This window comes from Prosthecobacter sp., assembly GCF_044373815.1.
GTDB lineage: Bacteria > Verrucomicrobiota > Verrucomicrobiia > Verrucomicrobiales > Verrucomicrobiaceae > Prosthecobacter.
On record NZ_JBIPNG010000143.1, the window covers coordinates 1 to 13,549 of the forward strand.

A 13,549-nucleotide genomic window follows, 5' to 3' on the forward strand; every position below is an offset into this window, starting at 1 on the left:
CCGCGGCTCGGTGAGCTGGCGTTCTGTCAACAAACGCGGACGCTTTGAGGAAAGTGGCACGCAGGAGGGAGAGCTCGCCGACGCCGCCCCGCTCAAAGGCGAAGAATGGCGTGGCATGGCGGATGGTGGCTGGTGCTCCGTCTCCGTGAACCACCGCTTCATCATCAGCCTCGAAAACAACCTCATGCGCGGTGACAACTGCGTCAGCCTGCTGCGCACGAACCCGCGTGCCGTGCTGGGTCCCAAGTATGACCGCGGCAAGCGCTACGCCATCTGCCATCATCCCGAGACCACCGCCAGCCTGCTCCTCGCCGTGGAGGAATCTCTGGTCAAAGTGACCGAGGACGTTCTCAAAACCGTTCAGCTCAAGCCCGGGCGCGTTAGCTGCGGATTATTTGCCATGCTGGAGCATGCCATCCTCAGCATCTTTCGCGCAAGTTCCGGGGGCACCCCTTCAGACTTCGTCCTGATCGCAGCATGTGAAGGCTCGCTCGCCGTGCTGGTGCAGCAGGAAGGCCAGTGGCGTGACATTCGCTGCCGTAGCGGCCTTGGCCCCGAGGCGGTGGAAACCGCCCTCCAAATCATCAGCCCGCTGCTTGCCAAGGTCCCCCAGGGCAGCCCCGTCTACTTTGTCGGCGACGGCCATGACAGCAAATTCCGCACAGAACTGATGCTGCATCTTGAGAAGGTCGGTGCCGCCGATCTCACTCAGGATGATCTGCTCTGGACCATCATCGGGGAACACTAAGCCACGCACTTCTTATGAACGAATATCTCTGCCATGATTTCAAATCGCCGCGCATCGACACCTCGCGCCGTCTGCCTTCGTCATTCCGTGCCATTCCCGTCATCTTTTACGTGGCGCTGATCGGCAGCGCCTACGTGATGTCCATGGATTACTTCAACTACAAAAAGGCGCTCAAGCAGAAAGTGGACGCCCAGGAGCGCCAGGCGCTCAGCGAAACCCAGCGTGACTCGTTCAAAAGTGAAAAGGCAGATCTCGAGGCCGAGGCCACCAAGGCCGAAAAAGTCGCCCAGTGGATGGAAGGTGCCCGCAACCTTCAGCCTATCGCCGTCAAGATCGCTCGCTCCGTGCAGACCGACACCCGCATCACCCAGGTGGCGCTCGAACGCAATGAGCAGGTGCCCGCCAACATCGCTCTCACCATCCATTTGAACGGCTCCAAGGTCTCCATGGAGCTTGCCGCCATCGAAGCCGCGCTTGGTCAGTTGCTCTACCGCTCCGCCTCACCGCAGCAGACCAAGAACGGCGACGTCGTCGAATACCATTCCACACTCGTCCGCCAGGCGGATTAACCCTTTCACATCTTTCCTGCATGAATCCCAAGCAACTTGCCTGCGTCATCCTGCTCATGATCATCGGTGCGATGACCTACACCGCTCAGATCATCCACAAAACGGTGGCCACGACGCGGGCCGAGGCAGAGGATGCCGAGACCGCCGCAGTTACCGCCGAGAGCGAACGTGCCACGGCTGAAATCGAAACAACGGTGTTCAAGGCCAACACCGAAGAAGTTCGGCGCTTTCTCCGTTCCTGGCTGCCGGCCATCGAGCATGTGCAGACCCAGCAGGAGGCGGAGCAGACCATCCAGCTCAGCCTGCGCGAGCGCGGCATCAGCCTGGTGCGCTCAATTAAGACCGAATCGAAACAATCGGTGGGCAACAAGCTCATCCCCAAATCCGTCATCACCACGCTCACCATTGAGGAAGAGTTTGCCAAGGTGCTCAACTGGCTGGGAGACATCGAACGCCGCCTGCCCACCGCACGCATGAAAGTGGTGCAGATCACCGGCGGCAGCTCGGGCACACAGCTGAAGATGGATGTCTCTTTTGAAACGCCGATTTTTGATCTTGCCGCCGCAGACGCAGACAAGAAAAAGGTCGCGCCAAAGCCCACGCCAAAAGCCACAAAATCCTAGTCCATGAACTTTGCATACAGCTTGCTGCTGCCGGGCCTGATCTTCACTCTCATGGCCGCCTCCAGCCATGCCCAGGAAGCCGCCGGCGAGGAGGGGGAAAAGCGCGTTCAATACCAGCTCGTGCTGCCGGAGGAGAAGACCCCGGAAAATGTGAAGCCTGAGGAGCACAATCCCTTTGAATCCGAAACCGAGGCCCTCAGCCGAAAGTCCACCGGTGACACCGAGGAAAACCGCGTTCGCGACAAGCTTCTCAAACTGCCCGTGGTCGGCACCAAACGCATGGCGGATGGACGCATGCGCGTCCTGCTGGGAGACATCATTTTGGAGACCGGACGCCCCGTCCCTCCGGTGCTGCCGGATCAGATGGTCGAATTGAAGGTAAAAAACATCACCGCGCAGTACATCGAGCTCGCATGGCAGGAAAAACGCCTCACCGGCCTGCCACCGAAGATCATGACCATTCCCATCAACATCTCCCCCCAGGTCCGCTATCAGATGTTTGGGCAGACCGATGCTGAATCAAAAGAAAGCAAGGGCCCCAACGCCAAGATGGAAATGCCGCTGCGCGATCCTTCAGCCAATACGGCAGTCGCCCCGCAAAGTCCTCAGCCCACCGTGGTTGCCGACGAACCTGCACCTGCAGCACCACCACGTGCGCAAGTCGTCGCGGATGATCCGCTGCCCTTCTCTCCGCCCCGCATGGTTGAGCCTCCCGCAGTCGCCCCCGCCACCCCACCCGCACCTGCGCAGCAGCAGGTGACATCGATGCCCGAAAAGCCACTGGAACCCGCTCCTACGGCCCCACCTCCTGCCTCTCCTGCGGTTGAGTCCGTGGTGCGCATGCTCTTTGGCAATCCTACACCTGCCCCCAAATGATCCGCCGCGTCCATCAGCCAGGAGGCTTCACCTCCGTGGAACTCCTGCTGGTGCTCGCGCTTTCTGCCATGATCCTCGGCGGGGCTGTCGTCTCTTATGGCACGCTCATGCGCAGCCAGCCAAGCGTCTCCTCCATGGTGGCCGTGCCGCTGGGGATCATCCGCTCGCAGAATTTTTATGGCACCTCCAGCAGCACGGTCGATGTGGGCATGGCACCCCAATACGGCGCCCTGTCGCTGGCAGAAGAACTGCGTGAGCAGTTTCTCACGGACACACTCAGCGCCACCGCCGTTTACTGCCTTCCCCGTGACGGCATGAACACCTGGAGACCTTCGGTGATCCCCTACAATTCAAGCACCGACGACGAGCTCGACACCCCGCAAAAATTTCGCGCCCACATCATCGCGCGCGCCGGTGTTTCAATTTCACTCTATCGCGACTATCGCAACCCGCTCAATGACGGGACCGCCGTCCCCCAGAACGCCAGCATCTTTGTGCTCGGCTACAGCAAGTATTCCGGCTACCTCAAGGTCAACGCCATTTATGACATCGACCTCATCCGTTTCACCGGCACCACGGAACCCAATGGCATTCACGCCTCGGTCAAACGCTACGCTGACGCCACCTTGAGCATCACCCCGTCCTCACTGACCTACATGGGCGGTTACGATGTGTTTTTTCCACCCTCCATCCCCAGCCCCACCAACTCCTCCCAATGGTCCACGGATGGCTTCACTCCGCTCTTCATCACCTTTGAGCGCGCGTCACGTCTGGCCCTGCGCGAGTCGCCCGCCACCATCGACCGTTTCAAACGTGCGTCTGAACGTCCGTTCTACTTCATCTGGTGGCCGGATCCCGCCGCCCGTCATCTAGGCCAGATCGCCAACACCCTTTCCTCCACCGATCCGCGCCAGGCCTACAATCAAATGGCCGGGCGCTCCGCCTTCATGTTTACCGTGCCGATGTTTCCGGCCCTCTGAATCCCCCAGTCATGCGCATCACCAGACATCCTCATCGCAGCACGCGCGGCGCCCTCATGGCGGCAGCGCTCATGCTCATGATTGTCGGCGGCGTTTTTGTGACCTCCTGGGTCACGCTCATGAGCACACGCGCCTCTCAGGTCAGTTATCTGGAGGATGTCTGCAAACGCCACATCGGCGTCGAAAGCTCCCGTCTCCTGGCCTGGCAGTGCATCACCAGCAAGGCATTTGACCCCAACAACACCCTGCCCGCCAGTCAAAACACCATGCTCGGCAGCGACATTGGAGGATTCAACACCAAGAACGGCTGGGCCAATCTCAATGTGTACACCTCCAGCAGCACGGCAGGAGGCATGAGCACCGTGTTCCCGTTCAATCATACCGGACTGCGCCCCGGCGCCACCTACATCGATGTGAAGCAGTTCACCCGCCCCGACGCCAGTCTCGCGGGCAACATTGATGATTACAACTCATGGGAGTTTCTCAAAACCATGCCGCCCGTTCTCAATGGGGACGTCTTCTGCATCTATCGCAAGCCCGACAGCGTCACCACAGAACTCGACGTTTACGCCAACGCCGGCTCCGGAGGTGCCGGGCACAACGCGAACTGGACCGTCCAAGGACGCACCGTCCTTCATCACCCGCCTTCCTTGTTCGTCCGCACCACTCCCAGCCCGTTGCAGCTGCCCTTTCTCACCAAATCACTCTACATCCAGTCCCATTCCACGGTTGAACCGCCCTCCATCCCCTACCCCGTTTATGGCACCGATCTGAATGGCAGGGCCTTGCTGCCCTCCAACATGGCCGTGGTCCCCAGCACCACCGGCCCCATCGACAGCACCGGTGCCAGCAACTACCTCGGTTACCTGGATGTCGTGCGGAACAACGACAATCCAGACAACTCGCTCTGGCACTTTCAAGATCGCGAAGCCGCTGCCGGCCGCACCCCCACCATCACCATTGATGTCGCAAGCGTCTTCAACTCCGCCACCGAAGCCTACTGGATCGCCGAGCAGGCCACCCCCACCTACACCCCGCCCGGCTGGCCTTCAGGCTATGACACCAAGCTCAAGGTGCTCTTCATCAAGCTCGACAGCCAGTATCTCAAAAACATGCGCATCTATGGCGTCGTTGATCAAATCATCTTCGTTGGCCAGAGCAACGCCACCGCCTTTTCCAACGCCGCCGCCCTGAAGCCAGTCATCATCACCATCATGCCCAACGGCGCCAAAGGCCGCTGGGTGCGCGACATCCGCTTCGAACGCGAAAACAACCGCCGCCATGTCCTCGCGTTTCAGGATGACAATGGCCGGCCCGTCGAACTCTCATGGGTCAGCAATCCCATCAGCGGCTCCGAGTTTCGCTGGCGCTGCGTTCTGGTGAACGAATACCAGAGCATCATGTACAACATGCCCTCCAACCTGACCCAAAATGTGCGCTGGATCGGCGGAGTCATGACCAACTGGACCGTCAAACGCCGTGCCGCCGGCGGCACCAACCCCAGCCGTCTGCTGTTCACCAGCGACAGCGATCCGTCCGTCCCCGCCGCCACTAACGGCGGCCCCGCTTTCGCCACCTTTCTGCCCCGTGATGCATGGCTTGAATCCTACTTCCTCCCTGTCGCTCCGCCATGAAGATCCATCGGCACATCCAGCGGGCGCAGCGCGCAGCCTACACCCTCATTGAGGTGCTCGCCGCCGCCTGCATCATTTCCATCGGCACCACCGCCATGGTCAGCCTCTCCTCCACGCTCATGCTGCAGGAGGAGCTCGCCAACCGAGTCGCCATCACACGCAATTACCAGGAAAACACCGTGCGGCTCTGGCAGCTCGGCCTGTCCTCCGTGCAGATCACCGCGCTAATGCCGTCTCTGGCACAAAATGCCATCCTTCAACAAGCCATGTTCAACAATCCGGTGCTCGTTGAAAACGGTCTTACCACCGTCAACGGCGTCGTCATGGAGACGGCCCTCTGTACCGCCATCGTGAACCTCTCGCAGAATCCCTCCACGAAAGCCGCCGGAGCCTCCTTCACCCTCACCGCCTACCGCCCGCATCTCGTCACCGATCTCCGCACCGCTCCGCCATGACGGCCGCAGTTGCCATGTCGAAATCTCACAGCCTTTAGCGCCATGCTTAAAAAAGTTAAAATCACCAACGTTCACTCCGGCAAATCCTCCGAAGCTCTGGTGGACACGGACACCGATGAAAAAGCCCTCATCGGCGCCGGTGTCGCGCAGAACGAAACCACCACGGTTCAGACCATCACCGGCGTTGATGAAAAGCTTCACCGCCTGACCAGCCCGAAGGCCGACACCGATGACAGCGCCGCCTTTTTCTCAGGCCTCGGCCGCTGTCTTGAGCGCAACATCTCGCTCACCAAGTCGCTGCTGCTCCAGACCAACCGCGTCAAATCCTCCACTTACAAAGGCATGATCGCCGAGGTCGTCCACGCCATCTCCGTGGGCGATAAATTCAGCGATGCCATCTCAAAGTTTCCCAAACTGTTTCCGGATGACATGCTCTCACTCATCCTCGCGGGTGAAGAAGCCGGTCAGCTCTCCAAGGTCTGCAAACGCATCGCCGTCTCACAGAAAAAGTCCTCCAAGGTCATCAAAAAACTCAAAGGCGGGCTCATCTATCCCGCCGTGGTTATCGTCCTTGGCGTGGGTGTCGTCATCGTCATGAGCTTCACGCTCGTGCCTGCCATGGCCAAGCTCTTCACTTCGTTCAAGACCGATCTCCCCATGGGCACCAAGGTGCTCATCGCTCTTTCCGATCTCTTCCTTCATCGACCTTATCTGGCCATTCTGCCCTTCGTCGGTCTGTACATCTTCTTCTCCAACTGGGGCAAAATTGCTGCCTTGCGGCCCATGCAGGATCTCTTCCTCAAGATTCCCGTCGTCGGCGTCCTGGTGCGCAAATCCGCTGCCGCCACCGGCTTCCGCACACTGGCCATGCTCACCGAATCGAACGTCCGCCTTAGCAGCGCGCTCGACATCACCGCACAGGCCAGCTGGCACTACCATTACAAGGAATTGTTCGTCCGCCTGCGCGAGCACATCGCCGTCGGCCGCACTCTTCACGAAGCCTTCCTCATGGAGTCTCATTGGCTCGGGCCCGATGCCCGCAATCTCTGCGGCCTCATCGAACTCGCCTCCGAAACCGGCTCCGGCACGGAAATGCTTTCCGAAATCGCCGATGACTATGAGGAGGATCTCGACAACCTCGCCGCCACTCTCGACAAGATGATCGAACCGCTCACGATGTTGATTCTCGGCGTCATGGTCGGCTTCCTCATCTACGCCATCTACGGCCCCATGTTCAGCCTCGGCGACGTCATCTTGAAGAAGAAGTAGTCACGCACCTCGGTGCTCCGTTCACGAGCGGAGCACCGATTTTATTCTCCAAGCAGCTCGGCCCATTCCTGCATGTGTCGTTCCCAAGTCAACGGGAGCACAGTCTCGCGTGCGGCGGTGGAAAGCGACTGCCAGGTTGTGGCATCATAAGCCAGCGCCTCCTGCATTCGGTCGGCGAGTTCCTGAGCCTGCTGCGGGTGGTAGAGCATGAGTCCGTTCTCGCCATTGCGGACGTGATCAACCGCACCGTCCATGACAGAGATGATTCCTGGCAGTCCACACGCCATGCTTTGCAGCACGGTGTTTGAAAAGGCATCATACTGCGTGGGATGCACAAACCAGTCTGCCGACTGGTAAAGTTCCACCAGGTTGCTTGTCACCGGCACGATGCGGATGCGTGAGGAAATGCCCAGTCGCTTGATCCTATCACTCATCATGGGACTCAGGCTTTTGCCCACGATCCAGAGCGTGGCGTCAATCTGAGTCATCGCCTCCAGCAACGGTTCAAGTCCGCGGCGGCGATGACTGAGCGAGACAAACATCAGCACGGGCTTTGTTGCGTCCGTCTGCAGTTTGCGGCAGTAAATTTCACGGGTGTTGGCGCGATTCTCCGCCGGTCGAAACAGCTGTGTTTCCACCGGTGGCGACAAGATGCGGTAACTATCCCCATTGGTACCATAAACACCCTGCAACTGCGCCGCCACACGTGCGGAACTGGTGACAAACTTCGACGTCCCCTTTCCCGCATAGAGGCGGCGCTCCAGGTGCAGTTCATAAAGATGCTTCACACTGTAGCGCTGCCAGAACGGCAGCAGATTTCCATAGAGCCGATGACACCCTGTGCCATTGCGGTGCACGTCCTGCACGCAGGTGCGACCAAAACCGATGCTGAGATCCACCCCCGCCGCCTGGGCCGCACGGGGAGCCAGGCGGTTGAAGTGCCACATGCGCACGGCGGCTGAACCACGGAGGCGGGGGAGCAGTTCCCAGCGGCCGGGCAATGAGGCACCGATCTCGGGGGTGGTCAGGGAGGTGATGTAGGTCAGTTCGTGGCCGGCGGAGGAGAGGCGTTTGGCGAATTCGATGAGGAAGTTCTCCACGCCGGAGCCGCGGATGATTTGCGGATGGATCAGAGCCAGTTTCATCCGTTTGCTACTTCCTGCCCTCCGCTGCGCTTTCATACATCCGGCTGTAGCGATCAAAGGTGAAGAAGGCCGTGGCGGCGGCGATCCACAGGCCTGGGAATCCATCTAAAAAGCCGAGTTTTAGAAAATAGGCGCGAGTGAAACGCCAGCAGGGGCGGAACAATGTGTGCAGGAGTGACCAGCGTTTTCCTTTGCTTGCCTGGGTCTGCAAAAAGACGCTGGAATACTGCACGTGTTTCACCAGGTAGTGCTGGATGTTCTTGAAGGAGTAATGCAGGAGGTCCCCTTTCAAAGTGGTGCAGGGTCCTGCCACTTCCAGCCGCTCATGCACTTGTCCGCCACCATCTGCAGCCCATTGACTTTTCGTGCGTTGAAAGAGGCGTATTTTCCGATCTGGGTACCAATCGCCATGATGAATCCAGCGGCCCATGAAGAAGACGAGGCGGGACATCCAGGCGCCGTCGAAGCGTTGATCGTCGTGAGACGAGAAGAAATCTTGTATCGAATTCCGCAATTCGGGGGTGAGTTCCTCATCACAATCGAGCGCCAGAACCCATTCCTGGGAGCACAGGGTGAGGCAGTGGTTTTTTTGGGCGGTGTATCCGAGCCATGGCTGATGGACAAACTTCGCGCCGAACTCGGCGGCGATTTCGGCGGTGCGGTCGGTGGAGCCTGAATCGACGATCACGATTTCCTGAGCCAGATCTCCCAGGCTGGCGAGACAGCGGCGCAGGTTGGCCTCTTCATTAAGGGAGATGATGGAAATCGAGAGCGGCAGGCGGGTCATGCGGTGGGCGACTTTCGCGAATCCACCGCCGGTGCCAAGCACGGAATCAAACGACGCGGAGAGAAACGGCGGCATTGTGGCCGCCCATGCCGGAGGCCAGTTTGACCACGCGGTCGCCTGCTGAGAGGTGGAGGGGGGATTCGATCAAGGGCAGGCCGCAGGCGGGTGGGGTGAGGCCGGGGAGTGTGGCGGGAAGCCAGTGGTCGGCCATGCAGGCGGCTAATAGGGCCACGTCCAGCAGGCCGCTGGCGCCGAGGGTGTGGCCGGTTTGGGGCTTGAGGGGAAGCAGAGGGACTTGTCTGCCATCGAGTGCACGCAGGAGGGCCGGAGGTTCGACGCGGGCGTGATTGAGAGTGCCGGTGGCGTGGGGGCAGATGGCGACGACTTTGTCCGGAGCACCCGATTGCAGGGCGGTGCGTACGCAGGATTCGATGCCGCCGCCGTCATCGGGGATCATGAGGGTGTCGTAGGCGTCGCTGTTGGCGGAGTAGTGTTCGAGGCGGCAGAGTCCTGCGGCATCGCGTTCCAGGGTGACGGCCACGGCGGCTTCGGCTGGGAAGAAGCCGCTGGTCTGGAGGGAGAAGGGATCGTTGACGCCGGTGGTGGAAAGGAGGCCGGTGTCTTGGAAGTCTTGCAGCAGGGCGTCGATGAGGGGGAGATCCACGGCCACGACGAGCGCACGCGGGGCCACGCCACTGGCGACGGCCATCCAGGCCATGCCGAGGGCATCGAGGCCGGAGGAGCAGCCGTTGGAAATCATCTGCCATGGACCGCGCATGCCGAGCTCGATGCTGACTGCGGCAGGTATTTCACAGTGCATGGTGTTGCTGGCACTGAACTTGCGTAGCGGTCTGCGCCATGCATTCACCCCCAGTATTTCACCTGCGTTGCCACGACTGCTGGCTCCGAACAGCCAGGTTTCGCGGATCTGCTCAGGAGTCCAGCCTGCGCGGCGTATGGCAGCGGCGGCTACTTTCACGGCTGCATTGCTGGCTGAGCCATAGCGACGGCCTTTCACCAGTTCGCGTGAAGGCAGTGCGCCCACAGGGAGAGAATCAAAGCCCGCGCCTGGCAAGTTTGAGGACAGGGCAAGGCCACCGCGCCGCTCACGCAGCGCGTCCAGGCACTCCTCCGTCCGCAAGCCAAGAACACAGGCCGTCTCAACGGCTGTGATAAACACATTTTCCATCATGATACGATACAGCCCCAAAACCACCCCGGCGCAACCCATCTCAGCACCCCCTTTACACCAAACTGACAAAAAATAAGCAAGCCGAAGATTGACACTCAACTTAATAACCAGCTATATTTTAAACCTCATGTTAAGGCAAATCATTGGACAATCCGAAGGGCAAAAGGAAGACAGGCGTTCTGAGGCACACGCACCGGCTCCTGCAGCCGAACGCGCACCGATTCTCTCCACCGCATCCGCTCCCACTGCACAACCCCAACGCTCACATCAAGCTCCCGTCATGACCACCAGTAAAAATGTTCTCGCCAACGACGTCGAAATCAAAGGTTCCATCAAGTTCTCCCACGATCTCATCATCGACGGCAAGATCGAAGGCGAAGTTATCTCCGACGGCAGCCTGACCGTGGGTGAAAACGCGCTGATCAAGGGCGAGGTCAAGACCCGCTCCGTCATCATTTTCGGCAAAGTCGAAGGCAACATCACTGTTGCTGAGCGCTGCGAACTCAAGAGCAACGCGATCCTCGTCGGCGACATCGCCGCAGGCACCCTTGCCATCGAAGAAGGCGCCACCTTCATGGGTCAGTCCCAGGTCGGTAAAAAGGCAGAAACCAAGCCTGCCTTCGGCGGCGCTCCTAAACAATCTTAATTCCTACCTGAGTGTTCGGACGGTTCTTCGGCACGAAGACCAGCATCCTTCCCACGCCACCTAAGAATCAAATCGAAGTGGTGTGCCCTTCTTGTGGCGCGGCTCAGTATGAGCCGCGCCTCGTTGTTTCCACCTTTTGTAAAAAATGCGGGGTCCACCTGACCGTGGAAAAACGCCGCGTGGTTGCATCGGCGGTGACGCGCTCCGGTGTGGGCATGGACAATTCCTGGGCGGCAGCGCCGGAAGCGGCCAGCCCGGCGGTCAAGAAACCGGAAGCCTTGCCGGCAGCAGCAGCCCCACCCCCAGAACCCGCGCCGACGGCTGCGGATGGGTTTGGTGCGTTTTTACAGAGCCAGAATCTGCCACCGCCCGATGATGCCCCGGCTACGTTCGAGGCACCGGTCCCTGCTCCGACTGAAGCAGTTGCAGCCGCGCCTGTGAGTGCCGCTGTTGAGTTCGTGCCGACGGCGAGCGAGCGACGTCCGCAATCCAATTCCCCGCCCCCAACGCCCTCTCCTGCGCCGCAAACGGCGAACTCCCTGCAGAAGATGAAGGAGCAGGGCATGTACCGGAACCAGTATTTCAAAGACGCGGAGTGCTTTGACTGCGGGCATAAGTTTAAAACCGGTCGCTCGGCGAAGTCGGCTAACTGCCCTGCCTGCGGGGCCTACATTTCTTTGGAAGATGTGGAGATCAACATGACCTCCACGCAGCCGATCAAGACGCGCGGCAATGTGCTGATCCGCAAACGCGGCAGGCTTTCGGCCAGCAGCGTGCAGTGCCGGGATCTTGAGTGCCATGGCATCATCGAGGCGAATGTCACGTGCTCAGGTGACGCCACCTTCCGCACGACGGGCAGCATCATCGGTGAAATTCACTGCCAGCGCTTTGTGGTGGAGAAGGGTGCGGACGTGGCTTTCCTCAATGCCGTGCATGCCACGGATGTGGAGATTCAGGCGCGTCTGACTGGGACGATCTACAGCTCGGGTCCGGTGCTGATCGGTGGCAATGGCTCCATCAATGGCGATGTGACTGCGCGGTCGGTGTCGATCGAACCCGGAGGCGAGCTGAATGGCGCGATGAACATTGTGCGCGGCAAGCAGATTGCGCTTTCGCCTCCTGCAGTGCCGCCGCCTGTTGCCTGAAATTCGGCTGCGTCATGAAAACGCGCCTGCTGCTGCTTCTGGTCGCACTCGTGGTCGCGTGCCTTCTTGCGATGCGAGCGGGTTCATTGCATGTCGTTCGTTCCTGGTTCAACTACGCCCATCAAATGGTCACGCGTGAATCTCTTTCTCTGCCCTACCCTGCACCGCCTGCGGCGGAGGAGTGGCGTGGCCTGAAGGCGCCGGAGCGGCTGGCGGATGTGCGTGCGCGGCTGCTGCCGAAGCTGCAGGAGGAACTTGCGGCGAAGAAGTGTGAGCTGGGTCAGCGGGCCTTTGTTCGGATCTTCAAAGAGAGTCGTGAGCTGGAGCTTTGGATGCAGGGGGAGTCGGGGGAATGGCGGTTGTTTCGGACTTATCCTATCGCGTGTTTTTCGGGGACGCTGGGACCGAAGACGCGTGAGGGGGACATGCAGGCGCCTGAGGGTTTTTATAACGTGACGCAGAAGCAGCTGAATCCGGCGAGCAGTTATCACCTGGCGTTTAACATCGGGTATCCGAATGCGTATGATCTGGCGCAGCAGCGGACGGGGAGTTTGATCATGGTGCATGGGGATGTGTGCAGCGTGGGATGCTTTGCGATGACGGATGCGGTGATTGAGGAGATTTATTTGGTGGTGGAGGCGGGGGTCTCCGGAGGACGGAGTGTGGCGGTGCATTGTTTTCCGTTTCGGATGATGGCGGAGCGGATGAAGGATGCGGATGCGAGCGTGCGTGAGTTTTGGCGGGATTTGCAGGGAGGCTATGACGTTTTTGAAAAGGAGAAGCGGGTGCCGGATATTGGGGTGGTGGGTGGGAGGTATGTGGTGAGGTGAGGGATAAAGGATGAGGCTGGGAGGTGTGGTGGTGGAGGTCTCGGAGGGGACGAGGGTAAAATAATTAGGGGTAAAATGATTTCAGCGGCTGGGTATTGTGGGATGTGTGGGGCATTGGGAGGGTGTTGATCGGATAGGGCCTATTTGCTTATATGACCTATTGATGGCGGTGGAGCGAATGGGGAGTGCGGATGCGAGCGTGCGGGATTTTTGGCGGGAGTTGGTGCCGGTGTATGAGATGTTTGAGAAGGAGCGAAGGGTGCCGAGGATTGGGGTGGAGGGTGGGAAGTATTTGGTCAGGTGAGGGAGTGGGGCGTTTGTGGGGAGCGCGGGGAGATGGACAGGATTTACTGGATTCAGGATTCACAGGATGGACGGAGGTGGGGTGGTGGGGCTTTGGCGAAGTCAGGGGATGTGCGGGCCATGCTGTGGTGAGAGTGTGGCGGTGCATGAGGTGTTTGGGATGGAGCGCGGGGAAGATGGACAGGATTAACAGGATTCAGGATTACAGGATGGACGGAGGTGGGTGGTGGGGCTTTGGAGAGTCAGGGGTTGTGCGGGCTATGCTGTGGTGAGAGTGTGGCGGTGGATGAGGTGTTTGGGATGGAGCGCGGGGAGATGGACAGGATTAACAGGATGCAGGATTACAG

Annotated in this window: 14 protein-coding genes; 11 read left to right on the top strand and 3 right to left on the bottom strand. The window is 59.7% G+C overall.

All coding sequences use genetic code 11. The features are described 5' to 3' along the window. The 8 genes from ACIREA_RS13435 to ACIREA_RS13470 all read left to right on the top strand — a co-directional run. The coding region (locus ACIREA_RS13435) for a hypothetical protein (protein ID WP_397382787.1) at window positions 1-748 on the top strand (748 nt) is incomplete at its 5' end. Between the two features lie 14 nt (window positions 749-762). Continuing rightward, window positions 763-1,317 (top strand): hypothetical protein, encoded by a 555-nt coding sequence (locus tag ACIREA_RS13440; protein ID WP_397382788.1) that lies wholly within the window; start codon window positions 763-765, stop codon window positions 1,315-1,317. Between the two features lie 20 nt (window positions 1,318-1,337). Beyond that, window positions 1,338-1,940 carry a hypothetical protein gene (locus ACIREA_RS13445; protein ID WP_397382789.1) on the top strand — a complete coding sequence of 201 codons (603 nt, stop codon included), beginning with the start codon at window positions 1,338-1,340 and terminating at the stop codon, window positions 1,938-1,940. A gap of 3 nt (window positions 1,941-1,943) precedes the next feature. Next, window positions 1,944-2,816 carry a hypothetical protein gene (locus tag ACIREA_RS13450; RefSeq protein WP_397382790.1) on the top strand — a complete coding sequence of 291 codons (873 nt, stop codon included), beginning with the start codon at window positions 1,944-1,946 and terminating at the stop codon, window positions 2,814-2,816. Continuing rightward, complete coding sequence (locus ACIREA_RS13455) at window positions 2,813-3,796, top strand: type II secretion system protein J (protein WP_397382791.1); 984 nt, start codon at window positions 2,813-2,815, stop codon at window positions 3,794-3,796. The genes ACIREA_RS13450 and ACIREA_RS13455 overlap by 4 nt, the downstream gene beginning before the upstream one ends. Window positions 3,797-3,807: 11 nt before the next feature. Next, window positions 3,808-5,430 (top strand): hypothetical protein, encoded by a 1,623-nt coding sequence (locus tag ACIREA_RS13460; RefSeq protein ID WP_397382792.1) that lies wholly within the window; start codon window positions 3,808-3,810, stop codon window positions 5,428-5,430. Further along, window positions 5,427-5,885, top strand: coding sequence for a hypothetical protein (locus ACIREA_RS13465; protein ID WP_397382793.1), 459 nt, complete (start codon window positions 5,427-5,429; stop codon window positions 5,883-5,885). Before ACIREA_RS13460 ends, ACIREA_RS13465 begins: the two co-directional genes overlap by 4 nt. A gap of 42 nt (window positions 5,886-5,927) precedes the next feature. After that, window positions 5,928-7,154, top strand: a complete 1,227-nt coding sequence (locus ACIREA_RS13470) for a type II secretion system F family protein (RefSeq protein WP_397382794.1) — start codon at window positions 5,928-5,930, stop codon at window positions 7,152-7,154. A gap of 41 nt (window positions 7,155-7,195) precedes the next feature. On the opposite strand, the gene ACIREA_RS13475 is transcribed toward ACIREA_RS13470, so the two are convergent. The 3 genes from ACIREA_RS13475 to ACIREA_RS13485 are packed head-to-tail and all read right to left on the bottom strand — an operon-like array spanning window position 7,196 to window position 10,266. Continuing rightward, entirely contained in the window at window positions 7,196-8,299 is a 1,104-nt protein-coding gene (locus ACIREA_RS13475) for a glycosyltransferase family 4 protein (protein WP_397382795.1), read from the bottom strand. 7 nt (window positions 8,300-8,306) lie between these two features. Then, window positions 8,307-9,161, bottom strand: coding sequence for a glycosyltransferase family 2 protein (locus ACIREA_RS13480; RefSeq protein WP_397382796.1), 855 nt, complete (start codon window positions 9,159-9,161; stop codon window positions 8,307-8,309). Beyond that, window positions 9,133-10,266, bottom strand: a complete 1,134-nt coding sequence (locus ACIREA_RS13485) for a beta-ketoacyl synthase N-terminal-like domain-containing protein (RefSeq protein ID WP_397382797.1) — start codon at window positions 10,264-10,266, stop codon at window positions 9,133-9,135. Before ACIREA_RS13485 ends, ACIREA_RS13480 begins: the two co-directional genes overlap by 29 nt. 292 nt (window positions 10,267-10,558) lie before the next feature. Here ACIREA_RS13485 and ACIREA_RS13490 point away from each other — a divergent pair, with 292 nt between their 5' ends. From ACIREA_RS13490 to ACIREA_RS13500, 3 genes are all read left to right on the top strand, one after another. Next, the gene (locus tag ACIREA_RS13490; RefSeq protein ID WP_397382798.1) at window positions 10,559-10,924 is read left to right on the top strand and encodes a polymer-forming cytoskeletal protein; all 366 of its coding nucleotides are present in this window, start codon (window positions 10,559-10,561) and stop codon (window positions 10,922-10,924) included. A 164-nt stretch (window positions 10,925-11,088) separates the two neighbouring features. Further along, a complete protein-coding gene (locus ACIREA_RS13495; protein WP_397382799.1) occupies window positions 11,089-12,069 on the top strand; it encodes a polymer-forming cytoskeletal protein in 981 nt (326 codons plus the stop codon). Window positions 12,070-12,083: 14 nt separating this feature from the next. Further along, window positions 12,084-12,899 carry a murein L,D-transpeptidase family protein gene (locus ACIREA_RS13500; RefSeq protein ID WP_397382800.1) on the top strand — a complete coding sequence of 272 codons (816 nt, stop codon included), beginning with the start codon at window positions 12,084-12,086 and terminating at the stop codon, window positions 12,897-12,899. Window positions 12,900-13,549: the final 650 nt, after the last annotated feature.

Excerpts from the sequence above, each read along its gene's own strand:
- ACIREA_RS13450 (WP_397382790.1), top strand. The coding sequence starts at position 1,944 with ATGAACTTTGCATACAGCTTGCTGCTGCCGGGCCTGATCTTCACTCTC.
- ACIREA_RS13480 (WP_397382796.1), bottom strand. The coding sequence starts at position 9,161 with ATGCCGCCGTTTCTCTCCGCGTCGTTTGATTCCGTGCTTGGCACCGGC.
- ACIREA_RS13460 (WP_397382792.1), top strand. The coding sequence starts at position 3,808 with ATGCGCATCACCAGACATCCTCATCGCAGCACGCGCGGCGCCCTCATG.
- ACIREA_RS13470 (WP_397382794.1), top strand. The coding sequence starts at position 5,928 with ATGCTTAAAAAAGTTAAAATCACCAACGTTCACTCCGGCAAATCCTCC.
- ACIREA_RS13500 (WP_397382800.1), top strand. The coding sequence starts at position 12,084 with ATGAAAACGCGCCTGCTGCTGCTTCTGGTCGCACTCGTGGTCGCGTGC.
- ACIREA_RS13475 (WP_397382795.1), bottom strand. The coding sequence starts at position 8,299 with ATGAAACTGGCTCTGATCCATCCGCAAATCATCCGCGGCTCCGGCGTG.
- ACIREA_RS13440 (WP_397382788.1), top strand. The coding sequence starts at position 763 with ATGAACGAATATCTCTGCCATGATTTCAAATCGCCGCGCATCGACACC.
- ACIREA_RS13490 (WP_397382798.1), top strand. The coding sequence starts at position 10,559 with ATGACCACCAGTAAAAATGTTCTCGCCAACGACGTCGAAATCAAAGGT.
- ACIREA_RS13465 (WP_397382793.1), top strand. The coding sequence starts at position 5,427 with ATGAAGATCCATCGGCACATCCAGCGGGCGCAGCGCGCAGCCTACACC.
- ACIREA_RS13455 (WP_397382791.1), top strand. The coding sequence starts at position 2,813 with ATGATCCGCCGCGTCCATCAGCCAGGAGGCTTCACCTCCGTGGAACTC.
- ACIREA_RS13445 (WP_397382789.1), top strand. The coding sequence starts at position 1,338 with ATGAATCCCAAGCAACTTGCCTGCGTCATCCTGCTCATGATCATCGGT.